This is a genomic window from Micromonospora sp. CA-111912 (genome assembly GCF_050948415.1).
In the GTDB taxonomy this organism is placed as follows: domain Bacteria; phylum Actinomycetota; class Actinomycetes; order Mycobacteriales; family Micromonosporaceae; genus Micromonospora.
In genome coordinates, this window is sequence record NZ_CP192007.1 from 3,866,921 (window position 1) to 3,891,707 (window position 24,787).

General features: G+C 73.0%; 17 protein-coding genes. 6 read left to right on the forward strand and 11 right to left on the reverse strand.

Annotated elements, in window-relative coordinates:
- Positions 1–178: 178 nt before the first annotated feature.
- Positions 179–1,039, reverse strand: a complete 861-nt coding sequence (locus ACQPZO_RS15995; protein WP_433341824.1) for a hypothetical protein — start codon at positions 1,037–1,039, stop codon at positions 179–181.
- Positions 1,036–1,683: an RNA polymerase sigma factor gene (locus tag ACQPZO_RS16000; RefSeq protein WP_433341825.1), complete on the reverse strand. Its 648-nt coding sequence runs from the start codon at positions 1,681–1,683 to the stop codon at positions 1,036–1,038. The genes ACQPZO_RS15995 and ACQPZO_RS16000 overlap by 4 nt, the downstream gene beginning before the upstream one ends.
- 557 nt (positions 1,684–2,240) lie before the next feature.
- Between ACQPZO_RS16000 and ACQPZO_RS16005 the strand changes: the two genes are divergently transcribed.
- Together ACQPZO_RS16005 and ACQPZO_RS16010 are read left to right on the forward strand one after the other, a co-directional pair.
- Positions 2,241–3,635 (forward strand): protein kinase domain-containing protein, encoded by a 1,395-nt coding sequence (locus ACQPZO_RS16005; protein WP_433341826.1) that lies wholly within the window; start codon positions 2,241–2,243, stop codon positions 3,633–3,635.
- A 149-nt stretch (positions 3,636–3,784) separates the two neighbouring features.
- Positions 3,785–5,047 carry a nucleotide sugar dehydrogenase gene (locus tag ACQPZO_RS16010; protein WP_433341827.1) on the forward strand — a complete coding sequence of 421 codons (1,263 nt, stop codon included), beginning with the start codon at positions 3,785–3,787 and terminating at the stop codon, positions 5,045–5,047.
- Between the two features lie 48 nt (positions 5,048–5,095).
- On the opposite strand, the gene ACQPZO_RS16015 is transcribed toward ACQPZO_RS16010, so the two are convergent.
- The 4 genes from ACQPZO_RS16015 to ACQPZO_RS16030 form a co-directional block, all read right to left on the reverse strand.
- Positions 5,096–7,576, reverse strand: a complete 2,481-nt coding sequence (locus ACQPZO_RS16015; protein WP_433341829.1) for an ABC transporter permease — start codon at positions 7,574–7,576, stop codon at positions 5,096–5,098.
- Entirely contained in the window at positions 7,573–8,301 is a 729-nt protein-coding gene (locus ACQPZO_RS16020) for an ABC transporter ATP-binding protein (RefSeq protein ID WP_433351027.1), read from the reverse strand. The genes ACQPZO_RS16015 and ACQPZO_RS16020 overlap by 4 nt, the downstream gene beginning before the upstream one ends.
- Before the next feature lie 205 nt (positions 8,302–8,506).
- Positions 8,507–9,172, reverse strand: coding sequence for a response regulator (locus ACQPZO_RS16025; protein ID WP_433341830.1), 666 nt, complete (start codon positions 9,170–9,172; stop codon positions 8,507–8,509).
- Positions 9,169–10,398 (reverse strand): sensor histidine kinase, encoded by a 1,230-nt coding sequence (locus ACQPZO_RS16030; protein ID WP_433341831.1) that lies wholly within the window; start codon positions 10,396–10,398, stop codon positions 9,169–9,171. Before ACQPZO_RS16030 ends, ACQPZO_RS16025 begins: the two co-directional genes overlap by 4 nt.
- A gap of 370 nt (positions 10,399–10,768) precedes the next feature.
- On the opposite strand from ACQPZO_RS16030, the gene ACQPZO_RS16035 reads away from it, so the two are divergent.
- Positions 10,769–11,773 (forward strand): hypothetical protein, encoded by a 1,005-nt coding sequence (locus tag ACQPZO_RS16035; protein WP_433341833.1) that lies wholly within the window; start codon positions 10,769–10,771, stop codon positions 11,771–11,773.
- A 139-nt stretch (positions 11,774–11,912) separates the two neighbouring features.
- On the opposite strand, the gene ACQPZO_RS16040 is transcribed toward ACQPZO_RS16035, so the two are convergent.
- A complete protein-coding gene (locus ACQPZO_RS16040; protein ID WP_433341835.1) occupies positions 11,913–12,920 on the reverse strand; it encodes a linear amide C-N hydrolase in 1,008 nt (335 codons plus the stop codon).
- A 382-nt stretch (positions 12,921–13,302) separates the two neighbouring features.
- Between ACQPZO_RS16040 and ACQPZO_RS16045 the strand changes: the two genes are divergently transcribed.
- Positions 13,303–16,314: a carbohydrate binding domain-containing protein gene (locus ACQPZO_RS16045; protein WP_433341836.1), complete on the forward strand. Its 3,012-nt coding sequence runs from the start codon at positions 13,303–13,305 to the stop codon at positions 16,312–16,314.
- A gap of 134 nt (positions 16,315–16,448) precedes the next feature.
- Here ACQPZO_RS16045 and ACQPZO_RS16050 read toward each other — a convergent pair whose 3' ends face one another.
- From ACQPZO_RS16050 to ACQPZO_RS16060, 3 genes are all read right to left on the reverse strand, one after another.
- A complete protein-coding gene (locus tag ACQPZO_RS16050; protein ID WP_433341838.1) occupies positions 16,449–18,050 on the reverse strand; it encodes an asparagine synthetase B family protein in 1,602 nt (533 codons plus the stop codon).
- A 3-nt stretch (positions 18,051–18,053) separates the two neighbouring features.
- On the reverse strand, positions 18,054–19,022 hold the full coding sequence (locus ACQPZO_RS16055; RefSeq protein WP_433341840.1) for a DUF5715 family protein: 969 nt from the start codon (positions 19,020–19,022) through the stop codon (positions 18,054–18,056).
- Between the two features lie 620 nt (positions 19,023–19,642).
- Positions 19,643–21,247, reverse strand: coding sequence for a cellulose binding domain-containing protein (locus ACQPZO_RS16060; protein WP_433341842.1), 1,605 nt, complete (start codon positions 21,245–21,247; stop codon positions 19,643–19,645).
- Between the two features lie 583 nt (positions 21,248–21,830).
- Between ACQPZO_RS16060 and ACQPZO_RS16065 the strand changes: the two genes are divergently transcribed.
- Positions 21,831–23,546, forward strand: a complete 1,716-nt coding sequence (locus ACQPZO_RS16065; protein WP_433341844.1) for a DEAD/DEAH box helicase — start codon at positions 21,831–21,833, stop codon at positions 23,544–23,546.
- A 109-nt stretch (positions 23,547–23,655) separates the two neighbouring features.
- Here the strand turns inward: ACQPZO_RS16065 and ACQPZO_RS16070 are convergent, their stop codons facing one another.
- The gene (locus ACQPZO_RS16070) at positions 23,656–24,027 is read right to left on the reverse strand and encodes a DoxX family protein (protein WP_433341846.1); all 372 of its coding nucleotides are present in this window, start codon (positions 24,025–24,027) and stop codon (positions 23,656–23,658) included.
- Between the two features lie 111 nt (positions 24,028–24,138).
- Between ACQPZO_RS16070 and ACQPZO_RS16075 the strand changes: the two genes are divergently transcribed.
- Positions 24,139–24,648, forward strand: a complete 510-nt coding sequence (locus ACQPZO_RS16075) for a MarR family winged helix-turn-helix transcriptional regulator (RefSeq protein WP_433341847.1) — start codon at positions 24,139–24,141, stop codon at positions 24,646–24,648.
- Positions 24,649–24,787: the final 139 nt, after the last annotated feature.

Consider the following 24,787-nt stretch of genomic DNA (forward strand, 5'->3'; position numbering starts at 1 on the left):
GAGGACCAGCTGTTGACTGACGACCACACCGGTGACGGCCGTTTCGTGACCGTGACCGGTCCGGGCGTCCGCGGTGCACTCATCCTCTGTCTAGCAGACGAAATCCGCTCGTCTTGCCGTAACAGATGTTTCGTTGCCGGTCGTCCCGGTCGGGGCGCGAGGTGGCCGTCGGCCCAGGTCAGGACGGGAGATTCGCCGCGTCCGGGAGCTCGCCGCCGGCCGCCTCCGCCGCGTTCCGGGCCGGCCGGCCGGGGTGGGAGGGGCGGCCGGTGGGGGCCCGCCCAGAATCCGCCCCGGCCAGCAGGTCCTGGCAGTAGCTCTCCACCTCGGCGGCACCGCCGGCGGCGGCGACCAGGGGCGCGAAGCCGGGCTTCTCCAGCGCCCGTTCCCGCTGGGCCGCCGACTTGGCCAGGTACGCCCGGCACAGCCCCGGTAGTTGGGCGACGGTGCCCGAGTGGCCCGGGTCGGGGCTGCGGGTGTCGGCGCTCGGCGTCCCGGGCTGGGCCGGGCCGGACGGGCCGGCGCCGGACGGGCCGGCACCGGACGGCGTGGCGGTCGGGGCAGGGACGGGGGACGGGGACCCACCGGGGCCGGATCCGGTGGGGCGGGGCGCGGTGGGGCCGCTGGCATCCGGGTCGGCGGGGCTGGCCGACGCGGTGGACGGCGCCGGCGGGGGCGCCGGTTCCTCCGCCTGGTCCAGGGTGGCCGCCGCGACGGCGACGCCAGCGGTGGCGGTGGCTGCCAGCGCGCCGATCCAGGCGACCACGCCGACGGTGAACCGGCGGGGCGTCCGCGCCGGGGCCGATGCCGGGGCCACCCGGGCGGCCCGGAAGGCCGCCAGCGCCGCCTCCTCCCCGGCCAGTTCGCCGGGGCGGGTCGGTCCGGCCGCGGCGGCGAGCAGCCGGGCCAGCGGATCCCCGGCGGGACGGCCGGGGCCGGCGGCGTCCTCCCGGTCGGCGCGGGCCGCGTCGAGGAGCCGGTCGGACTCGGACCGGTCGGCGGGGTGCCGCCCGAGGCGGTCTGGCTGACGGAAGCTCATCGGTGTCCCCTCACGTCACCGTCCGCCGGCTCGACGCGCGGCGCGTCCGGGGCCGACCGATCCGTTCGGGGAAGGGGCGGGATGACGGACGACACCGCGGTCGGGAGCGGATCGTGACGTTGCACGAGTGTGGCGAGCCGGCGCAGACCGCGATGGGCGGCCGTGCGCACCGCGCCGGCCCGGCGGCCCAGCACCCGGGCGGCGGTCTCGGCGTCCAGGCCGACGACCGCACGCAGCAGCACCGCCTCGGCCTCCCGAGGCGGCAGGGTGGCGATCAGCGCCAGCGCGGCCTCGGTGCCGAGCGTCTCGCCGGCCCGCTCGGCCGTGTCGGCGTCGCCGGCCAGGTCGCTGAGCGTCTGCACCGGCACCGGCATCGAGGGCCGCCGGCGCTGGCGGCGCAGATGGTCCATGGCCCGGTTCCGGGCGATGGTGACGGTCCAGGCGCGGAACTCCCCGCTGGTGAAGGTCGACAGGTCGCGGGAGATCTGCAACCACGTCTCGGAGGCGACGTCCTCCGCCTCGGCCCCGACCAGTGCGGTCAGGTAGCGCAGCAGGCCGGGCTGGAGGCTGCGGTAGAGGAACCGGAAGGCGTCCTCGTCACCGGCCCGCGCCGCGACGACCGCCTCGTTCAGCTCACCGGCCATGGCTCCGCCGTCCCCGCTGCCCGGTCCCCGAAGACCGGCGTACGCCGACCGCGTCGCACGCGACGCCGACCCGGCCCGGCGGCCGGACCTCATCCCGCACCATCAGCCCCCCGCTGACCAGATCACGCCCGACGCCGGCACGGCGCGGACGGCACGTCCGGGCGCGGCAGGCGGCACATCCGCCGACGGACGCGTCGTGCCAACGCCGCCGGGCGGGCCCGAGCCGGGCTAACGCTAGGAGTGGAGGGTCGGGTGGACAAGCCACCGACCGCCGAAAAAAGAGTGAGAATTATCAACCCGCCTGCCCGGCGTGTCGATGTAACACGTCGGGGTCAGCCGACGCATGACCCTACCCGCGAGTGGCGCGGGGCCCCGGTTGATGCAGGCCACGACCCGCTTGACCAACCCACTCGACCAACACCGTGACCGACTGTCGCGAAAAGGTCACAGGATATCCGACCCGGGAATCCCCCCGCCACCCCCTCGCCACGCGGGGCCCGACCGAATGGGCCAGATCACGAGAAGTGCTCCGCGCCGGCTCTGGGTACGGTAGTGCCGTGTTGTCTTCGGGAGTCGTACTCAGCGGTCGGTACCGCCTGGACGACCGTGTCGCCACCGGCGGCATGGGTGACGTCTGGCGGGCCACGGACCAGATCCTCGGCCGCCAGGTCGCGGTGAAGGTCCTGCTTCCGGCGCTGGTCTCCGACCCCGACTTCATCGCCCGGTTCCGGACCGAGGCGCGGATCATGGCCGCCCTGCGACACCCGGGCATCGTGCAGGTCTACGACTGCGGCGAGGACGACCTGCCCGACGGCGGGCGGGCCGACTACCTGGTCATGGAGTTCGTCGAGGGCCAGCCGTTGTCCCGACGGATCGAGGCGGCCGGGCAGCTCGACGTCGCCGAGACCATGTCGATCGTCGCCCAGGCGGCGCAGGCGCTGCACGCGGCGCACCTCGGCGGCATCGTGCACCGCGACGTCAAGCCGAGCAACCTGCTGGTGCAGGAAGACGGCACCGTCGTGCTGGTCGACTTCGGGGTGGCCCGGTCGACCAACGTCACGAGCATCACCAGCGCCGACGCGGTGCCGGGCACCGCGCTCTACATGGCCCCCGAGCAGGCAGCCGGACGGCCGGTCTCCGGTGCCACCGACATCTACGCGCTCGGCGCCGTGGCGTACTGCTGCCTGACCGGCGGGCCGCCCTTCACGGGGGACAACCCGTTGCAGGTCGCCGTCCGACACCTGGACGACGAGCCGCCGGAGCTGCCGCAGGAGATCCCGGCGTCGGTGCGGCAGCTGGTGGGTCGGGCCCTGGCGAAGGATCCGGCAGAGCGGTTCGCCACCGGCGCGGCGATGGCCGAGGCGGCGCGGGCCACCGTCGCGGACGGCTCGGCGCCGACCAGCACCGTGCCGGTCCCGCTGCGCGGGGCCGCCGGCGGTGGCGCCGCCCCGGGCGCCAGCGGTACCACCCGCGACGACCTGCCGCCGGTGCGGCGGCCCGCCCCCTCCTTTGCCCGGCGCGGCGGGCGGCGCGGCACCCTGCTCGGCGCGCTCGCGGCGGTGCTGGTGGCGGTGGCCGGGCTCACCGCGGCCCTGGGCGCGACGCGGGGCGATGACGCCCCCGCGACGAAGTACCAGCCGACCGCCTCGGCGGCCGTCCCGACACAGGGCGACAACTCGGCCGCCACCGAGGAGGCCGCGGTCGACGAGGGTCCGACCGACCGACCGGGCCGCCGCCCCTCGGCCCCGGCCAGCCCGACGGCGACCCCGAAGCCGAGCGGGTCGGCCACGCCGAAGCCGTCCAGCACGCCGACGGCGAGCGCGCCGGTCGACCCGCCGCCCACCACGGCGAGCACCCCGGCCGACCCGCCGCCCACCACGGCGAGCACCCCGGCCGACCCGCCGCCCACCACGGCGAGCACGCCGGCCGACCCGCCCGTCCTGAACGGCTGACCCCACGCACCGGCCGACCCCGGTCCGGATGACCAATCCGGCCGGGTCGCGGCTTTCCCACCGGCCCCGTCATCCCCAAATCGGACTTTAAACGCAGATACTCACTTACGCTGACGAGGATGCATGTTCCGTCGTCTGCGGGAGCACGGGTGAGCGCTGAGAAGTTGGTCGTCATTGGCCAGGGATACGTCGGCCTGCCGCTGGCCGTACGGGCGGTCGAGGCGGGAATGGACGTCGTCGGTCTCGACGTCGACGCCGACCGGGTCAAGCGGCTCGCCTCCGGCGAGTCCTTCGTCGAGGACATCCCGACCGACCGGCTCGGCCGGGCGCTGGGCAGTGGCCGGTACCGGCCGAGCACGGAGTACACCGAGGCCGAGGGCTTCGACGTCTGCGTGATCACCGTGCCCACCCCGCTGCGCGACGGCGTTCCCGACCTGAGCTTCGTCGAGCAGGCCGGGGTGGGCATCGGCCCGTACGTGCGGCCGGGCTGCGTGGTCGTCCTGGAGTCGACCACCTACCCGGGCACCACCGAGGAGCTGCTCCGGCCGCTGCTGGAGTCGGCCAGCGGGCTGACCAGCCCCGGCGACTTCCACCTCGGCTACAGCCCCGAGCGGATCGACCCCGGCAACCCCACCTGGAAGCTGGAGAACACCCCGAAGGTGGTCTCCGGGGTGGACGCGGAGGCCCGCGACCGGGTCGACGCGTTCTACCGCCGGCTGGTCGAGCGGACCGTGCCGGTGGACTCCACCCGGGTCGCCGAGCTGACCAAACTGATCGAGAACACCTTCCGCCAGGTCAACATCGCGCTGATCAACGAGCTGACGATGCTCAGCCACCACCTCGACATCGACGTCTGGCAGGCGATCGAGGCGGCCGAGACCAAACCGTTCGGGTTCATGCCGTTCCGCCCCGGGCCGGGGGTCGGCGGGCACTGTCTGCCGATCGACCCGTGCTACCTGTCCTGGCAGGTCAAACGGCGGCTGGGGCGTCAGTTCCGGTTCATCGAGCTGGCCAACGACGTCAACCACGAGATGCCCGAGCACGTCGCCCAGCGGATCATGGGCGGGCTGAACCGGGTCGGCCGCGCGGTCAACGGAGCGCGGCTGCTGCTGCTCGGGCTGGCGTACAAGCCGAACACGGGGGACATGCGGGACTCCCCCGCCGTCGACGTGGCCCGCCGCCTGCAGGCCCTCGGCGCGGACGTGCGCGCCGTCGAGCCGTACGCCGAGCCGCACCACGTGCCCGCCGGGGTGACCGTCGTCGGGCTGACCGAACACGAGGTCCGGCAGGCCGACGCGGTGGTCGTGGTGACCGACCACGACTGCCTCGACTACGACCTGGTGGTGCGGCACGCCCGGTACGTCTTCGACACCCGCAACCGGTGCCACGGCCCGGCCGTCGAGCGGCTCTGAACAAGGGAACGTGCGGGGTCCCCACCCGTGGGCGGGGACCCCGCGTCGTCACTCGGCGCCGAGGGACTCCACGACCGGTCGGGCCAGTGCCCGGCGGGCCGGGAGGACGGACGCGGCGAGCGCGGCGAGCACCGCCACCGCGAGGATCAGCCCGAGCTGCCCCCACGGCATGACCAGCGTGAAGTCGCCGCCCAGGCGGGCGACCACGGCCATCGCCCCGGCGCTGACCCCGATGCCGAGGCCCACCCCGAGCACCGCGCCGACCAGCGCCATCAGCACCGCCTCCACGGCGAGCATGGCGCGCATCCGGCCCCGGGTCAGCCCGACCGCGCGCAGCACCGCGTTCTCCCGGGTCCGCTCCACCACCGACAGGCTCAGCGTGTTGGCGACCCCGACCAGCGCGATCACCACGGCCAGGCCGAGCAGCGCGGTGACGAACGCCAGCAGCATGTCGACCGTGCCGGTGAGCATCTTCTTGTACGCCGCCTGGTCCATCAGGTTCACCGTCGGGTAGCGGGTCACCACCGACTCGACGGCCTCCCGGGCCCGCTCGGCGGGCACCCCGGCGGCCGGGTCGACCTCGACGAGGTAGCCGCGCTCGGCCGGGAAGAGGTGGGTGAAGTCGGCGTCGACCACGTCGACCACGTGCCCGGCCGGGACCGGACTGCCGGCCAACAACGGGCCATCGGCGGCGACGACGGCGGCGACCTCGAACGGCCGCCCGGCGAGGGTGACGGTGTCGCCGACCGCCCAGCCCTTCGCCCGGGCCAGCTCCCGGTGCACCAGCACCCGGCCCGGCCCGAGCCGGCCCGCGTCGCCGGCGTCCACAGCGGTCAGGGTGCGCCCGACCAGCGCCGGGTGGGCGGCCCGCAGCTCGATCCCGCCGCTGACCCGGCCGCGCTGCTCGTGCACGACGCCCAGCTCGGCGCGGGCGGCCAGCTCGCCAGCGAGGTTCGGCGGCAGGCCCCCGCCGATGCCGGTGACCAGGAAGTCCACCCCGATCTGCTGGTCCACGGCCCGCTCGATGCCGGTCTTGACGCTGCGCGCCCCGACCACGAACGCGGACACCAGTCCGATGCCGATGACCAGGGCGGTGGCGGTGGCGGCGATCCGGCGCGGGTTGCGCACCGCGTTCGCCACGGCCAGCCCGGCGGTCGCCCCGAACAGCCGGCGTGCCGGCCAGCCGAGCACCCGCACCAGCGCCGGCACCAGCACCGGGCCGAACAGCACGATGCCGAAAAAGGTGAGCACCCCGCCCGCCGCGACCAGCGGCACCTGGCCGCCGGCCCCCGCCGCCACCAGCGCGGCCACCCCCGAGCCGAAGACCAGCGCGCCGACGGCCAGCCGGACCCGGCCGGCCCGGCGGGTGGGCTGCACCGCCGCGTCGGTGAGCGCGGCCACCGGCGCGATCCGGGTGCCCCGCCAGGCCGGCACGGCGGCGGCCCCGACGGTGAGGGCGGTGCCCAGCAGCAGGCAGGTCAGCACGGTCGACGCGGTGACGGCGAGCCCGCCGGAGACGGGCACGTCGAACGCGGACAGCAGCGCGTTCATCCCGACGGCGAGGCCGGTCCCGGCGGCCGCCCCGAGCGCGGAGGCGGCCAGCCCGGTCACCGCCGCCTCCAGCAGCATCGACCGGAACACCTGCCCCCGGGTCGCCCCGACCAGCCGTAGCAGGGCGGTGCGCCGGGTGCGCTGGGCGAGCACGATGGCGAAGGTGTTGGCGATGACGAATCCGGCCACCACCACGGCGACCCCGGCGAAGGTGAGCAGGAACAGGTTGAACTGCTCCAGGTCGCGTACGGCGTCATCGACGGCGGCGTCGAGGATCTCCTGCCGGTCCTGCACGGTCACGCCGGCACCGGTCACCGCCGCCAGCCGGTCGGCCAGCTCCGCCGCCGGCACGCCGGGCTCGGCGGCCACCATGATCCGCCCGTAGCCCTTCTCCGCGGCGACGACGAGGGCGTCGGGCCCGGCCAGGCCGATGAACGGCCCGCCGACGTCCCGGGAGGTGCCGGCCACGTCGACCGTGCCGACCAGGGTGTACGGGCGGGCCGCTCCCCCGCTACCGCCCACGCTCACCGGCGACCCGAGGGTGAATCCCTCCTCGGCCACCGTCGGCGCGTCGAGGACCAGCTCGCCGGGGCGCTGCGGGAGCCGCCCGGCCACCACGTCGTACGACTGGAGGGCCGGGTCGGTGGGGATCGCGGCGAGGACGGCGAAGCCGAGGACGGGCCGGCCGTCGGAGCCGACCACCCCGGCGGTGCCGGTCAGTTCCCCGTCGGCGGCACGCACCCCGTCGACCGCGCGTACCTTCTCGACCAGGGCGGGCGGGATCGGGGTCCGCTCGGCGTACACGGCGAGGTCGGTGTGCCGGTCGAAGGTGCCGGCCCGGTCGTACGCGCCCTGCCTCATCCCGTCGGTGAAGATCAGGGTGCCGGCGACGAAGGCGACGCCGAGCACCACGGCCAGCGAGGAGAGCATCAGCCGCAGGGCGTCGGCGCGCATCATGCGCAGGGTCAGCCGGATCATCGAGGGCCCCCCGCCGCGCCGGCCGGGGCCGGGTCGAGGCGGGCGAGGGCGTCGAGGACCGCCTCGGCGGTCGGCGTGGTCAGCTCGCGGACCAGCCGGCCGTCGGCGAGGAACACCACCCGGTCGGCGTGGCCCGCGGCGACCGGGTCATGGGTCACCATCACCACGGTCTGGCCGAGGGTGTCGACGGCCTCGCGGAGCAGCCGCAGCACCTCCGCGCCGGAGCGGGAGTCGAGGTTGCCGGTCGGCTCGTCGGCGAAGATCACCCACGGCTTGGTGATCAGGGCGCGGGCGACGGCGACCCGTTGCTGCTGGCCGCCGGAGAGCTCGGCGGGCCGGTGCCGCAGCCGGTCGGTCAGCCCGACGGCGGCAACCACCTGGCGCAGCCAGCCGGGGTCGGGGCGGCGGCCGGCGATGGCCAGCGGCAGCACGATGTTCTCCTCGGCCGTCAGCGCGGGCAGCAGGTTGAACTTCTGGAAGACGAAGCCGACCCGGTCCCGGCGCAGCAGGGTCAGCCGCTTGTCGTCGAGCCGTGCGGTGTCGGCGTCGCCGATGCGTACCGTGCCGGCGCTGGGCCGGTCGAGGCCCGCGAGACAGTGCATCAGGGTGGACTTGCCGGAGCCGGACGGGCCCATGATGGCGGTGAACCGGCCGGCGGCGAAGTCGACGTCGACGCCGTCGAGGGCGACGACCCGCGCCTGACCGGCGCCGTACTCCTTGCGCAGGCCCCGGGCGGTGACCGCGACGCCGGAGGCGGCGAACGCGGGAGGTGGGACGGACACGTGGTGCTCCCCGTGAAGACGGCGGCTGGGACGTCTCCGACGCTATGGGCGGCACCGGCCGCCCCGCGTCCACCCGCGCGCTCGACCTCGGTGCGCCCAGGGGTGCGCCGTTCGGTACGGCGGCGTACGACCTGGGTCGTACCCGCCGTCAGCCTCCGGGGGTGACCAGGCCGCTCTCGTACGCCAGCACCACTGCCTGGACCCGGTCGCGGAGCTGGAGCTTGGCCAGGATCCGCCCGACGTGGGTCTTCACGGTCGCCTCGGCGACGTGCACCCGGGCGGCGATCTCGGCGTTGGACAGGCCCTGCGCCACCAGCAGCAGGATCTCCCGCTCCCGCTCGGTGAGCTGGGTCAGCCGGGGGTTCCCGGTGGGGCCGGGGCCGAGCTGGCCGGCGAACCGTTCCAGCAGCCGGCGGGTGATCGGCGGGGCGACCACCGAGTCGCCCTCGGCCACCACCCGGATCGCGGCCAGCAGTTCCTCCGGGGGGACGCTCTTCAGCAGGAACCCGCTCGCCCCGGCCTGGAGCGCGGCGAACGCGTCGGACTCGGTGTCGAAGGTCGTCAGGACCAGCACCCGGGGGGTGCTCCCGGGGCGGCCGGCGCAGATCCGCCGGGTGGCCTCCACGCCGTCCATGGTCGGCATCCGGATGTCCATCACCACCACGTCGGCCTCGATCCGGTCGAGCACCCGCAGCGCGTCCGCGCCGTCGATCGCCTCACCGACCACGGTCAGGTCCGACTGGGAGTCCAGCACCATCCGGAATCCCGCCCGCACCAGCGCCTGGTCGTCCACGATCACCACGCGGATCGTCATGCCGCCACCTCCGTCCCGGTGCTCGACGGTAGCGGCAGCCGCACCTCGACCTGCCACCCCCCGGCCAGCCTGGGACCGGCGGTGAGGCTGCCGTCGTACACCGTCACCCGTTCGCGCATGCCGACCAGGCCGTGGCCGCCGGAGGGCGCGGGCCGGACCACCGGCCGACCGCGACCGTCGTCGGCGGCCCGGACCACGACGGCGTCGGGCGAGTGGTCCATGCCCAGCGCGACCGTCGCGCCGACCCCGGCGTGCTTGAGGGCGTTGGTCAGCGCCTCCTGCACCACCCGGTACACGGTCAGCTCCAGGCCGGGCGGCAGCGCCGGGGGCTCGCCGGTGACCGTCCAGTCGATGCGCAGCCCGGCGGCGCGGAACCGGTCCAGCAGGTCGGGCAGCCCCACCAGCGCCGGTCGCCGGTGCACCGGTTCCGCCGACAGTCCCGGGGGCCCCGCGCCGTCCGTTCCGGCCGCCGGGTCGGGCACGCTCGGCTCCCGCAGTACGCCCACCAGGCGGCGCATCTCCTCCAGCGCCTGCCGGCCAGTGTCGGCGACCACCTTCACCGCCTCCCGGGCGGTCTCCGGGTCCCGGTCGAACATGTACCGCGCCCCGTCGGCCTGCACGATCATCACGGCCATGCTGTGCGCCACCACGTCGTGCAGTTCCCGGGCGATCCGGGTGCGCTCCTCAGCCACCGCCGCCCGCGACTCGGCCTCCCGCTCGCGCTCCAGGGTGGTGGCCCGCTCCTCCAGGCTGAGCACGTAGAGCCGCCGGGTACGCACGTTGAGGCCCATCAGCCAGACCGCGCCGGTGACCAGGGCGAACCAGATCGCCGTGGCCCACCAGGCGGCCGTGCCCTGCATCTGGAACGCGCCCAGCACCACCCCGACGGCGGCGACGATCCCGGCGACGATGCCGTCGCGCAGCCGCTCGGCGTACTTCACGACGCTGTACAGGGCGATCAGCACGGCGATGTCGAAGGCCAGCGGTCCCCAGCCGGCGACCACCTGAACCAGGGCGAGCACGGCGATGGCCGCCGCCACCGCCGACGGGTGGGTTCGCCGGAACAGCAGCGCCACGGCCATCGCCGCGCCGACGCCGGTGGCCCACCATTCGCCGGGCTGGTTGACCGCGCCGGCGAGGCCGAACAGCACCACGAAGCCGGAGACCGCCACGTCGAAGGCCACGCTGCGCAGCGGCCGGCCGAACAGGATCCGCTTCACGGTCACCCAGCGTACGGGCCGGCGTGTGGTCCGGGCGTGGCCGGCCGGCTCCGGGAGGCGGGGCGCACCCGGCTCCCGGTGGGCCCGCCGGGTGGGACGCGAACGGGCAGGCGTACAGGAGCTTCGCGGGCCGCCGTTGATACACAATCGCGCGTGACTATTTGATTCATCTTCCGCCGCATCCGGGAATTACCACCTCCCCGGCAAACATGGACACCCCTTGAGCAATCGACACTCTTGAGTGTTTCATTGTTCGCGGCCATTGCCCTACAGTAATCGAGCCGGGTTACCGGGATACCAAAAGCACTCGGACCCCCCACCGCCCCGTCGAAAGGGAATCAGTATGACAATCGCACGCACACGTCCACGTCCGCGCGTGGCGCGACTGCTGTTCGGCGCCGTCCTGACCGCCCTCATGGCCTTCTCCGTGGGCGGTACCGCTGCGGCCGCCGTCGACTCGGGCAGCGGCATGTCCGCCAACGCCCGCACCGACGTCTACATCAAGGACATCGCGAGCGACACCGGCTTCGAGCCGCACGGCGCCATCTATTCGTCGTTCTTCAACAGCCCGAACATCAAGATCTGCCCCACCGCGGTGGAGTGCCTATCGTCGACGAATCCGGTCGTCGGCTCGACGAGCTACATTTTCGTGAAGCTGAACAACCACGGTCCCTACGGTTCCGGAATCAGCAGCGGAACGCTGAAGGCGTACTACACCACCTCCGGCGGCGCCGCGAACTGGCCGCTCCACTGGACGCAGATCGGCGCGAAGCCGCTGGTGGTTGCCGCCTCCGGGGTCACCACGACGTCGATCGCCTGGAACAACGTGCCCTCCATCGGGCACTTCTGCCTCCTGCTGCGTTGGGAGTCGCCGACCGACCCGATGCTGTTCGAGGGCCCGGCGACGTCCATCAACACGCAGTACAACAACAACATCGCCTGGAAGAACGCCAACACCGTCCCGGCGGCCACCCCCGGCTCGGTCTCGGTCCGGCCGTACGCCCTGGCGAACGCCCTGGACGTGCCGGCCAAGTTCGACCTCGCGTTCCGGCCGCTGGGCGAGGCGGTGCCGGGTGCCAAGATCGTCGCCGACCTCGGCCCCGAGATGTTCCAGCGCTGGCGGGCCGCGGGTGCGCCGGGTGAGGGCATCCGGGTCGTCGGCAACACCTCGATCCAGATCGTCGACCCGTACAAGGCGCAGATCAGGGACCTGCTGATCAACCCGAACGAGCGGCCGGTGCTGTCGCTCAGCTTCTCGGTGGACCAGGTCCTGCAGAAGCCGTACGTGCTCCAGGTCGTCCAGGTCGGCCCGGCCAAGGAGATCGGTGAGAAGTACGACGTGGGCGGGGTGGACTACACCTTCGATCCCAAGGAGCGCTGACGAGGGGGACGGTGGGCCGGGCGCCGGGGATCGCATCCCCCGGCACCCGGCCCACCGGCGTGCCACCCACCTGTCCGCTGCGCGCCAGGACAGACCCTGGAGGGAAACGGCCCCTCCGGGGGCCGAGATCTTCCAGGATCTACGGGGTGACCGGGAGGCGGTACGTGCGGTCCGTGCCCGTGGCGGTGCGGAGGTGGACCTCGCCGGTGCGCAGGCCGTACGTGATCGACCAGCGGGTGTGGCCCTGCCGGACGTCGTTGAGCAGCTCCAGCGCCGCCCGGTCGTCGACCACCCCGCCGGCCTTGGCCAGCGCGGCGGCGAGCACGCCGTAGCGGTGGTCGGTACGCCGCTTCTCCTCGGCCACGCCGACAACGGGCACGTTGGTCAGCGCCTGCCAGCTCCCCCGCCCCTTCTCGACCCGCAGCGCCCCGTCGACGAACTCGACCACGGCCGACGCCCCTGTGGCGTCGGCGAGCAGGTAGTGCAGCGGCGGCCCGCCCTCGAAGTCGAGGTTGTGCCGGCCGAACACGGCGACTGCCTCGTCCACGGTGGCTGCCTGGTCGAGCACCAGCCGCAGGATGCGCACTGAGCCGACGGTGGGCTTGCCCGCCTCGGGCCGGGCGGTGGCGGCGTCGTCGGCGGCCAGCCCGACGGCGAGCCCGCGCTCGTTCATCCCGTCGAAGGGCAGCAGGGGCGCGTCGAGCAGCCGGCGGTCCCCCGTGGGGTCGGCGCCGACGCCGAGATAGGACATGTCGACCAGTGAAACCGTGGCGTACCCGTCCGGCGGATCGGTGCGCAGTACGAGGGCCGGGTTGGCCTCCCAGTCGAAGTTGCGGGCGAACAGCGGCCGGCTCCGGTCGCCCCACGCGGCGAAGAGCGAGCAGCCGAACGGGCTGGGCGGCGCGGCGTCGGTGCCCACGGTGGGGTCGTAGTCGCCGACGAAGGTCATCTCCCACATCGGCAGGTCGTCGACCTTGCGCAGGCTGGCCAGGGTCTGCTCGGCCTCGGCCGCGCTCTGCCGGGACGCGGTAGGAGTGCCGGTCGACAGGCCGCCCGGCGTGGGCCCGGCGGCGGTGGGCTCGGATCCGGAGCAGGCGGTGACGGCGAGCAGCAGGGCCAGGCCGGCGCCGAGGAAGGTCCTACGCATAATTCCTGAACGCTAAATCAGCCATCGACCGTTGTCCACCACGGCGAGGTCAGTCGGGCCGGTCCACGGCGAACATGAAGCACCCGTACGCCACGTTGCGGCTGTGCAGCCGTCGCACCGCCGGGTCCGGCGGGGCGTAGCCGTCACGCTCGCGAGGTAGGCAGGGTGTTTTCCCGCCTGTTGTGAACATCTGGTGTCGGGAGGTTGATGGTGGTAACTTTCTCGACACTTGCAAGACCTTGCAGAAAGATCCGGTCCTTCTTGACGCCATACGTCAGGTCACTGTCCGGATCGGACAGCCCACCCCCGAACCGAGGGCTGTCATGCAAGGGTCCGTCCCCCCGCCGGCCCAGCGCCGACATCTCACCCCCGAGGAGCCCCGATGGGCAGCAGCACCGGGCGACGACGACGGATGATCGGGGCCGCGATGGCCGCCGGTCTGGTCGTCGGGCTGGCCCCGCTCAGCATCGCCGCCGCCGCGAACACCGTGACCGTCTACTACCAGCCCCCGGCCGCGTGGACCGGCACCGTGAACCTCCACTTCGCCCCCGACGGCGGCGCGTGGACGGCCGTGCCGGGCCTACCGATGGAGCCGGCCTGCACGGGCTGGCGCAAGCGGACCGTCGACGCCGGGTCCGCCACCGGCCTGCAAGCGGTCTTCAACAACAACGCGGGCACCTGGGACAACAACAACGGTCGCAACTACCGCCTCGGCACCGGTGCGGTGACCGTGTCCGGCGGCGTGGTCGGCGCGGGCGATCCCTGCGCCGGCACCCCGCCCTCGCCCACCCCCTCCCCCACCCCGTCGACCGGCCGGACGGCCGACGTCTGGTACCACGTCGCCACCCGGGGCTGGACCACCGCGAACATCCACTACCAGCCCGCCGGCGGGGCCTGGACCGCCGTGCCCGGCGTGCCGATGGAGGCCGGCTGCGCCGGCTGGGCCCGCCGGGCGGTCGACCTCGGCAGCGCCGCGACGATGAAGGCGGCGTTCAACAACGGTGCCGGGAACTGGGACAACAACAACGGCGCGGACTACCCCATCGGGGCCGGGGTGACCACGGTCAAGGGCGGCGTGGTGACCGCCGGGGCGACCGCGCCGTGCGTGCCGGAGACGCCGGACACCACCGCGCCCACCACCCCGACCGGGCTGGGCGCCACCGCGAACGGGGTGCGGGTGGCGGTGTCCTGGGCGGCGTCCACCGACGACCGCGCGGTCACCGGGTACCGGCTCACCCGCACCGGCGGGCCGGAGGGCACGGTCACGATGACCACCGCCACCACCAGCCATCTCGACGGATCCCTGACCGCGAACACCCGCTACGAGTACACCGTGCGGGCGTACGACGCGGCCGGCAACACCTCATCGGCCAGCGACCGGGCGGCGGCGACCACCGGCGACGCCCCGCCCCCGGCGACGGCCGGCAGCCCGCTCGGCGGCGACCCCCGCGAGGACAGCATCTACTTCGTGATGACCGCCCGGTTCGCCGACGGTGACAACGCCAACAACCGGGGCGGCAGCCAGCACGTGAGGTCCGGCAACGCGGCCAACAACGACCCGATGTTCCGGGGCGACTTCAAGGGCCTGATCGACAAGTTGGACTACATCAAGGGGCTCGGCTTCTCCGCCCTGTGGATCACCCCGGTGGTGCTGAACCGGTCCGACTACGACTTCCACGGCTACCACGGCTGGGACTTCTACCGCGTGGACCCGCGCCTGGAGAGCCCCGGCGCGAGCTACCAGGACCTGATCAACACCGCGCACGGCAAGGGCATCAAGATCTTCCAGGACGTGGTCTACAACCACAGCTCCCGCTGGGGCGCCAAGGGCCTGTTCACCCCGACGGTGTACGGCGTCCGCGACGAGCAGTGGAAGTGGATGTACAGCAAGCAGGAGCCGGGCCGCGGGTACGACCCGATGGTGGAGCACGCAGGCGCCGATCCGGAGCTGACCCCGGCGCAGAACGCCCTGGCCAAGGGCCGCGCGTACAACGGGGACGTGTGGTCGACGGCCGCGCCGGCCGGCAACCAGTGCCCGCGCTGGGGCACCCCTAACGGGACCAGCCCGGAGGGCTTCAAGCTCTACGAGTGCCAGTGGCCGGCACCGACCAACAAGCTGTTCCCGGCCGACCTGTACCACCAGTGCTGGATCGGCAACTGGGAGGGCGAGGACGCCCGGAGCTGCTGGCTGCACGAGGACCTGGCCGACTTCAACACCGAGAACGCCACCGTGCAGCAGTACCTGATCGACGCGTACAACCGGTACATCGACATGGGGGTGGACGGCTTCCGGATCGACACGGCCGTGCACATTCCCCGGGTCACCTGGAACCGTCGCTTCCTGCCGGCCATCCAGCAGCACGCCCTGGCCAAGCACGGCGAGAAGGGCAAGGACTTCTACGTCTTCGGCGAGGTCGCCGCGTTCGTCAACGACAAGTGGAACCGGGGCTCGGTCAACCACTCGGCGCAGTTCTTCACCTGGAAGGAGCGCAAGGAGTACAGCCCTGACGACGTCAGGGCCGCGATCGAACAGTTCGACTACGAGCAGCTCTCCGGCCCGGGCGGCCAGCCCACCACCGACAACGCGTTCCTGCGCGGGAACACCTACCACGCCCCGGACCACTCGAAGGCGTCCGGCATGAACGTCATCGACATGCGGATGCACATGAACTTCGGCGACGCCAACAACGCGTACGGCAACGGCAAGGACTCCGACGACAGCTACAACGACGCCACCTACAACGTCGTCTACGTCGACAGCCACGACTACGGGCCGAACAAGTCGAACACCCGGTACACCGGGGGCACCGACGCCTGGGCGGAGAACATGAGCCTGATGTGGACGTTCCGGGGCATCCCGACGCTCTACTACGGCTCGGAGATCGAGTTCCAGAAGGGCGCGAAGATCGACTGCGGGCCGACCTGCCCCCTCGCCACCACCGGCCGGGCCTACTACGGCGACCACGTTCAGGGCACGGTCACCGCGTCGGACTTCGGCAAGGTCAGCTCCGCCACCGGGCCGGTGGCCACCACGCTCAGCCAGCCGCTGGCCAAGCACGTGCAGCGGCTCAACCAGATCCGCCGGGCGGTGCCCGCCCTGCAGAAGGGGCAGTACTCGACCGAGGGGATCAGCGGGTCGATGGCGTACAAGCGCCGGTTCACCGCCGGCGCGGTGGACAGCTTCGCGCTGGTGACGGTCTCCGGCAGCGCGACGTTCGCCGGGGTTCCGAACGGCCGGTACGTCGACGCGGTCACCGGCGACGTGAAGACGGTGACCAACGGGACGCTGACCGCGGCCGTCACCGGCAAGGGCAACCTGCGGGTGTACGTGCTCGACCTGCCGGGCAACCCGGCGCCCGGGAAGATCGGCGAGAACGGCGCCTACCTGCGGTGACCCGGCGGTGGGGCGGCCGGACCGGCCGCCCCACCCCCGTCACGTCGATCACGGAGTGGGCCGGACCTCGGGGAGCTGGGGTTCGGCCCACTCCACCGCCGCCAGTTCCGCGACGCGGACCGGCGGCTCAGCGGTCAGCCGACCGGCGTACGTCGCGTGGCGCGCGGGCCGACCAGCCGGCGGACCACCGGCGCGGCGTTCCACTTCGCCGCCCCGACCAGGTCCCGGGCGTGCTCCAGCATCGTGTAGTCCGGCCTGGCCAGCCCATCGGCGATGGCCCGGTCCAGGTCGTTGCCGCACCGGCTGAGCACGCTGTCGAAGTCCCGCCGGACGGGTTCGAGCAGGTGGTAGCCGAACGAGCGGTGCAGCCGGGCGAACAGCGGCTTGTAGAGCCGGGCCCGCTCGTGCAGCCCCGACGAGTACGACATCGGGTTCTTCGGCCGGCGCAGCACGTAGTCGGGCAGCACGTCGGCGAAGGCCCGTCGCACGATCCACTTCTCCCGCCCCTCGCGCAGCTTCAGCTCCAGCGGCAACCGCATCGCCAGCTCCACCACGCTGAGGTCGAGGAACGGCACCCGTGCCTCGACCCCGTGGCCCATGCTGGCCCGGTCCACCCGCTGCAACTCCGTACGACACAGGTTGCGGATCCGGTGCAGGAACAGCCGGCGGGCCCGCTCGGGGCCGACCTGGTGGTACATCGGGTAGCCGCCGAACAGCTCGTCGGAGCCGTCCCCGGTGAGCACCACCCGCACGCCCAGCTCGCGGAGCCGACGGAAGATCGGCACCGAGACCACCGCGTTGATGATGTCCCCGTACTCGGTCAGCTCCGAGATCCGGATGGCCTCCCGCACGTCGGCGAGCCGGACGTCACGGGGGCGCAGCTCGACCACCTCGTGCGGCACCCCCAGGTCGGCGGCGAGCCGCCGGGCGTACGCCACGTCCGGGCTCTCCGGCACGCCGACGGTGATCGCCACGCAGTTCGGGTGCATCTGGTGGGCGTGCACCAGGGCCAGGGAGCTGTCCAGCCCGCCGGAGAGCACCACGCCGAGGGGCAGGTCGGTGTCCACCCGCATCCGGATGCTGTCGGTGAGGGCGGCACGGACGAGCAGGGCGGCCTCGTCCGGGTCGTCCACCATCGGCAGCCCCTCGCCGAGGGTCAGCAGGTCGACGTACGGGCGCAGCCGGACGTCGCCATCCGGCTCGGCCCAGCCGTGCTGCCCCGGGGGCACCTCGCACACCGGCGCGCCGTGCCCGACCAGCGCCTTGACCTCGCTGGCCAGGTGCAGGCAGCCGGGCACCCGGGACCAGTACAGCGGCTTGACCCCGATCGGGTCACGGGCCAGGTAGGCCCGCCCGGTGCTCCGCTCGACGACGACGAACGCGTACTCGCCGCGCAGCCGCCGCACCGCGTCCTCGCCCCAGGCCAGGAACGCGGCGAGCAGCACCTCGGTGTCGCTCTCAGTGCGGAACGGGTGGCCGAGTCGCGTCAGCTCCGCGCGCAGCTCGTGGTGGTTGAAGATCTCGCCGTTGTGGCAGAGCAGGAACCGCCCGTCGGCGGAGACCCAGGGCTGCACGGCCCGGTCCCGGTCGACGATCCGCAGCCGGCGGGTGCCGGCGAGCAGCCCGGCCTCCCGGCGGGTCTCGGTCACCTCGCCGCGCGGGGCGAGAACTGCCAGCATCCGGCGGAAGGTGGCCGGGTCGGCCTCCGGGCCGATGCTCAACGCGATGCCACACACGGCTCAGACCCCCATCTCGGCCTCGTACGACCGGCGGAACCGCAGCCCGGCGGCGGGCGCGAGGCACAGGTGCCAGGCCTGTCCCTCGTCGACCACGTTGACCTCCCCGGCCCGCTGCCGGGCGAGCAGCAGCCCGGCCAGGGCGTCCCGGGCGCCGAACCGCTCGAACCAGGCCAGTTCCACGTCGACCGCGTAGCCGAGACAGTGCCCGCTGGGCACCATCGCGGCGTAGCCGAGGCGGCGTAGCTGGTGCTGGTGCTCCGCGCTGCGGACCAGGCTGGTCACCCACAGCGGCGGGGTGCCGGGCGGGGTGATCCGGTCGAACTCGCGGCCGATGTCGTTGAGCAGGCCGATCACCTCGCGCCGGGCCCGGCGGAACTTCAGCCCGGCGGTGTGCGGCCGGGCCTCCGGCAGTAACCGGCGGCCCACCGCCCGCACGCCCCGGCCGACGAGGGTGCCCGGCTGTTGCTGGTACCGGAAGCGGAGCAGGTCGCGGCGGCGCAGCCACTCCAGGTCCACCAGGTCGGCGCTGGCGTTCACCTCCGCGTCGGTCATGAAGGTGGGCGCGTCGCGCCACCACAGCACGTCGATGCGGGAGAGCAGGTAGATCCGGATCAGGGCGGTGAGGTCGGCGGCGGAGCTGCGCGGGTTGGGCCGGTAGCGGGCCATCTCCAGCAGCAGCGTCTCCCGGGCGCCGATGATGCCCTGCGGGGTGGCGTCGAGCACCGCGGCGATCGCCGGCTCCCGCAGGCGCTCGTCGAGCAGCACCTGTCGGGCCCCCGTCGACTCGGGTTCGGCCAGGGCACCGACCTCGATCAGCAGCTCCGCCACGGCCGCCCGGTAGGCGGCGAGGTCCGGGGTGGCGGGCGGGGCCGGTCGGCGGGCCACCCCCCGGGCCACCCGCCGGGCCGGCGTGGCGGACGCGACGGGCAGGCCGAGCTGGGGGCCGGTGCGTCGACTGGGCACTCGCATGGTCGGGTCCTCTCTTCCGGCACGACACCGTGTGGGTTGACCTGATACACACCGTAATGGTCAGAAGTGGGGCCGAGAACGAACAATCTTCCTATATCCCCCTAACGGCGGGACCACCGCCCAACGACGAGGACCGCCTGGACCCCTGGCAGCAGCTGCGCCGCCCCGGGCGACGCCGCTCCCCCGGATCGGGCTGATGGCGCACGGCGGCGCCGAGCCGCCGGTGACCGCCGAGTTTGCCACCTGCGACTCAACCGCTGACCGAGGTGGAGCCGGACGGCCGGGGTGGGTGCGGCACCCCGGCCGTCCGACCGGGCCTCGATTCCCAGAGGAAGAGGCCCTTGTCCCAGTTTCGCCGAACACAGCCGTTCGCGCAGCCCCCTCCGCCGACCACGGAGCCGGACCGCACCCGAGAACGGAGAGTTTCGCGTTTGGTCCCGCGGCTCCGAGCAGGGCCCGCGCACACGAATCGTCCCGGGGCGCGGAGGCGGGCCCGCCCGGCCCGGGTCGGGCCAGGCTGCCGCAGCCGGCGGCGGGAACCGCCAGGTGTCCCCGGCCGGTTCGGCCGGGGACACCCGTGGCTGGGGCGGGCCTCCGTCAGGCCGCCCGCACCGGACATGTCAGCTCTTGGCGCAGGCGACGCCGTTGAGGCTGAAGGCCGTCGGGACGCCGTTGGTCCCGGGAGTCGAGGTGGCGGAGAAGCCGAAGTTGACGCTGCCACCGGCGGCGATCGTGGGGTTCCACGACGCGTTTCGGACGGTGACCTGTTTCCCGGACTGGGTGGCCTCCCCGTTCCAGGTGTTGTTGATGGCCTGGGCACCGGGGAACGAGAAGGTCAACGCCCAACCGTTGACCGCGCTGTTGGCACCGTTGCGGATGGTGACGTCGGCGTTGAAGGTGTTGCCCCAGTCGGACAACACGTACCGCACCGTGCACGCGCTGGGCGGCGAGGTGGGCTGCGTCGTCGGGGACACCGTCGGAGAAGCCGTCGGGCTCGGGCTGGTCGGTGACACGGTCGGCCCGACCGTGGGGACTGTGCCGCCGCTCTTTGCGATCATCCGCTCGGAGTGGGCACGGAACACGGCCAACTCCGGATCGCCCTGGGTGACGCCGAACTTGCCGTCGATCTCGCGATCGGCGTACCACCAGAACGCGCTGCCGTCGCCACCGGCGGCCTCGAAGTCGGCGAAGAGTTCCCGCCACCATGCGGTCCGGTCGACGTTGTGCGTATTGAACTCGCCCATGAAGAAGGGCTTGCCGAGCAGGTTGTGTGAGTCTGAGATCCACTGCCGGACCAGCGCCTTGGTCTCGGCGAGGTCCAGGTCGGCCCACGGCTCGGTCGGGTAGGGATGGGCGGAGGTGAAGTCGATGTACGGAGACTGGTGGATGTACACGAACGGGTTGCCCTCGTCGCCGCCAAACCCGTACCGCGTCTCGTGCGCCTCCAGGCCGGTGCCGAGCAGATGGTGGGGGTCGATTCCCTTGACGAAGGCGCCCATCTCGTCGACCCAGGCCCGCAGGGTGGTGCCCGTGGTGTTCTCGTTCGGGGTCTGGTCCTGGTAGCGAGGCTCGTTCATCAACTCCCAGGCCATGACCGTCGGTTCGTCCTTGTACCTGACGCCGCTGTAGTGGTTGACGCGGTTCAGGACGTGGCTGACGTAGTTCTTGTACGAGGTGAAGCAGCCGGGGCACTTGGACTTGTTGAAGAACTGACCGCGTCCGGGGTGGCCGCCGGACAGGCCCTCCCACTGGAGGCGACGGTCGATGCCGCCGTATGCCTCCCAGTAGTTCTCGAAGACCGGAACGAGCCGGATGTTGTGTGCCTTCGCCGACTGGATGACGTAGTCGAAGAGCGCGAACTGCTGCTCGTTGTAGACGCCCTCGGCCGTCTCGAACCCGTGCCAGCTCTCCATGCTGAACAGCCAGGTCCGCGCCACCGTGACCCGATCCGCGCTCATCCGGGCGAACTGGCCGTCGATGCGGGCCTTGTCCATGTACTGGGTCTCGGTGTCACCCGATCCGCTGCCGTAGGTGAACAGGTCGTACGTGTTCGTCCCGGCGAAGTAGAACGCCTTGCCGTCCAGACAGAAACGGATACCGCACCGCTGGACGAACGGCGACGCCGCCGCCTGCGCGCCGGGGCCCACAACGAACACGCCGATCGCGGCCAGCAGAACGCCGAGGAGCAGGCCTACGGACAGTGCTGGGAATTTCTTCCTGGGCATGCTGAACTCCTAAACCATTCGGGGGACGTGAACTTGTCGCGGCCAGCCCGGGCCGCTTCGGGCGATGACCACAGGGAGGGGATCCCCTGGGGCCGGGGCCGGCCGCGACCGCCCGGGCCAGGCGGCAGGGGATCGTTGCGCCGAGGGAGGAGCGATACGCGGCCGAGCCCGACCCGGAAGCAAGACATCGATGGTTCTGGTTGCCCGATGGGCCCATCAAAGCACTGAACCGGTTCAGTTGCAAGAGTGTGAACCGAGGGTGCGATTTCGCCACCTTCGGCACGGTCGCTGAGCGACCCTCTGGGCCACATCGTCGATGGGCCGCTCCGGCTTCGAGGGTGACCAACCCACTCGACCCGCCTGATGATCAAAAGCTTCCAGCCCCAGAAACCGACGCCATTTATCCGTGGCTGAGGATCAATGATTGTTAACCGATTCAGTTGCCTCTCGGCGGCAAGGACGAGGCCGCTGCCAGCGGGCTGGTCGCAGCACACCGCCGGCCGTCGCCCACGACACAGGCCCGAGGAAGCCGGTTGTGCCGGTCGCCCGAGCGCGCCTCGAGGGGTGATGAAAGGCTTATGGCATGAGTTCCGCACCGACACCGATCGTCCCCGCCGCCCCCGCCAGCACCGACGAGGCGACCGCCTTCACCGACCTCGGGTTGCGCGCCGAACTGCTCGGCGCCCTCTCCGCCCTCGGCTACGAGGAGCCGACCCCGATCCAGCGGGAGGCCATCCCTCCCCTGCTGGCCGGTCGGGACCTGCTGGGCCAGGCGGCCACCGGCACGGGCAAGACCGCCGCGTTCGCCCTGCCGCTGCTGCACCACCTGCCTGACCGGCGCCCCGGCGGCGAACCGGTGGCGCTGGTGCTGGTGCCCACCCGGGAGCTGGCGGTGCAGGTCTCCGAGGCGTTCCACCGGTACGGCAAGGACCTGGGCACCCGGGTGCTGCCGATCTACGGTGGGCAGCCGATCGGCCGGCAGCTACGCGCCCTGGACCTGGGCGTGGACGTGGTGGTGGCCACCCCGGGGCGGGCGCTGGACCACATCGCCCGGGGCACCCTGCGGCTGGGCGAGCTGGCCACGGTGGTGCTCGACGAGGCCGACGAGATGCTCGACATGGGCTTCGCCGAGGACATCGAGGCAATCCTGGAGCACGCCCCGGCGCAGCGGCAGACGGTGCTGTTCTCGGCGACCATGCCGTCGCGCATCGACGGGATGGCCCGCCAGCACCTGACCGACCCGGTGCGCATCCAGATCGGCCGGGAGCAGCAGGTGGCCGGCGAGGCGCCCCTGGTGCGGCAGAGCGCGTACATCGTGGCGCGGGCACACAAGCCGGCGGCGCTGGGCCGGGTGCTGGACGTGGAGTCGCCGACCGCGGCGATCGTGTTCTGCCGCAGCCGCGAGGAGGTGGACCGGCTCACCGAGACGATGAACGGCCGGGGCTACCGGGCCGAGGCGCTGCACGGCGGGATGAGCCAGGAGCAGCGGGACCGGGTGATGGGACGGCTGCGCGCCGGCACCGCCGACCTGCTGGTGGCCACCGACGTGGCGGCCCGGGGCCTGGACGTCGAGCAGCTCACCCACGTGGTCAACTACGACGTGCCGTCGGCCCCGGAGTCGTACGTGCACCGGATCGGCCGGGTCGGCCGGGCGGGCCGCGAGGGCGTGGCGATCACCCTCGCCGAGCCGCGCGAGCACCGGATGCTCAAGACCATCGAGCGGGTGACCGGGCAGCGGATCGCGATCGACAAGATCCCCACGGCGGCCGACCTGCGCACTCGGCGGCTGGAGCTGACCCAGGCGGCGCTGCGGGAGTCGCTGCTGGAGGACGACCTGGATCCGTTCCGGGTGATCGTGGAGTCGCTGTCGGACGAGTTCGACCTGATGGAGGTCGCCCTCGCCGCGGTGAAGCTGGCCCACGAGGCCGCCTCGCCGGGCTCGGACGACGACGAGGAGGAGATCCCCCAGGTCGCGGTCCGTCCGCAGCGGGAGACCCGGCCGGGGTACGAGGGCCGGGGCGGCGGCGACCGCCGTCCGGCCCGCCCCCGGTCGGGGGACGCCACGCAGGTGTTCATCGGGCTGGGCCGACGCGCCGGGGTGCGCCCGCAGGACCTGGTGGGGGCGATCACCGGAGAGACGCGGGTGAGCGGCCGGGACATCGGCTCGATCGAGATCGCCGACCGGTTCTCGCTGGTGGAGGTCCCGAACGGGGCGGTCGACGAGGTGATCGCCGCGCTGCGCGGCAGCACCATCAAGGGCCGCAAGACGACGGTACGCCGCGACCGCGACCGTCCCTGACCTCTTGATCGATTCGGCGTCGGTGACGATCACGGCCCCCGCGTTCCGGGGCACCGCCAGGTCACCGACGCCGAGTTGATCCGCGGCGGCGCGGGTCGGCCGGGTCAGGTCAGAACGCGTACGAGCCGAACCTGCCCCAGGCGACGACGAGCGCCGCGACCAGCAGCACGGCGGTGAACGCCGCGCCCGGGTACTCCTTGGCCCGGGCGTGCACGACGACGGCGCCGGCCATCACGATCGCCGCGCCCACGGCGGCCAGCGGGGTCAGCACGGTGGCGATGCCGGTGACGGCCGGCAGGATCAGGCCGACGGCGGCGAGCACCTCGAGTGCGCCGAGCGCCTTCACGGCGGGCTCGGGCACCCCCTCCACCCAGCCCATCTGCTCGCGCAGCTTCGCCTTGGGTTGGGCCACCTTGGTCAGCCCGCCCACGGCGAAGACCAGCGCGAGCAGGATCTGCAGGATCCACAGGACGACGTTCACGAGGGTGCCTCCGAAGGGCTGCCGCCCAGCCGGGCGGGTAATTTACTTGACGTTTCAAGCATCACCGTACGGTCGGGTACTTGAAGCGTCAAGTATCGGTACGCTGGGGCGATGGAACCCACCCGCTGGCTGAGCGACGGCGAGCAGGAGGTCTGGCAGCGGATGCTCGCCGTGCTCACCCTGCTGCCGGCCGAACTCGACGGGCAGTTGCAGCGCGACGCGGACCTGACCCACTTCGGCTACGGGGTGCTGGCGCTGCTGTCGGAGACCCCTGGCCGGTCCCGCCGGATGAGTGAGCTGGCAGCCCTGGTCAACGGCTCGCAGTCCCGGCTGTCCCACCTCGTCGGCCGGCTGGAGCGCCAGGGCTGGGTCCGCCGCGAGCGGGCCGACGACGACGGCCGGGGCTCCGTCGCGGTGCTCACCGACGCCGGCTACGCCCACCTGGCGGCGAGCGCGCCCGCGCACGTGGCCCTCGTCCGGTCGCTGGTCTTCGACGCGCTCACCCCGACGCAGGTGGCGCAGCTCGGCGAGATCACCGCCGCGCTGCTGGCCCGGCTCAGCCCGACCGGCGGCTGCCCGGCGCCTGCGTCGCGACGCGGGAGCGCGTCCGACGGGTCGTGAAACGGCCCGCCCCGACCTTGGCCCCGGCCCGCCGGGAACGAGGCCCGGCCCGCCGGACACGAGGCCCGGGCAGCGCGGGACGGGGTTGAGGCAGCGCCGGGGCGGGGGCCTTGGCCGGGCGCGCGTCGACAGAGGTCCC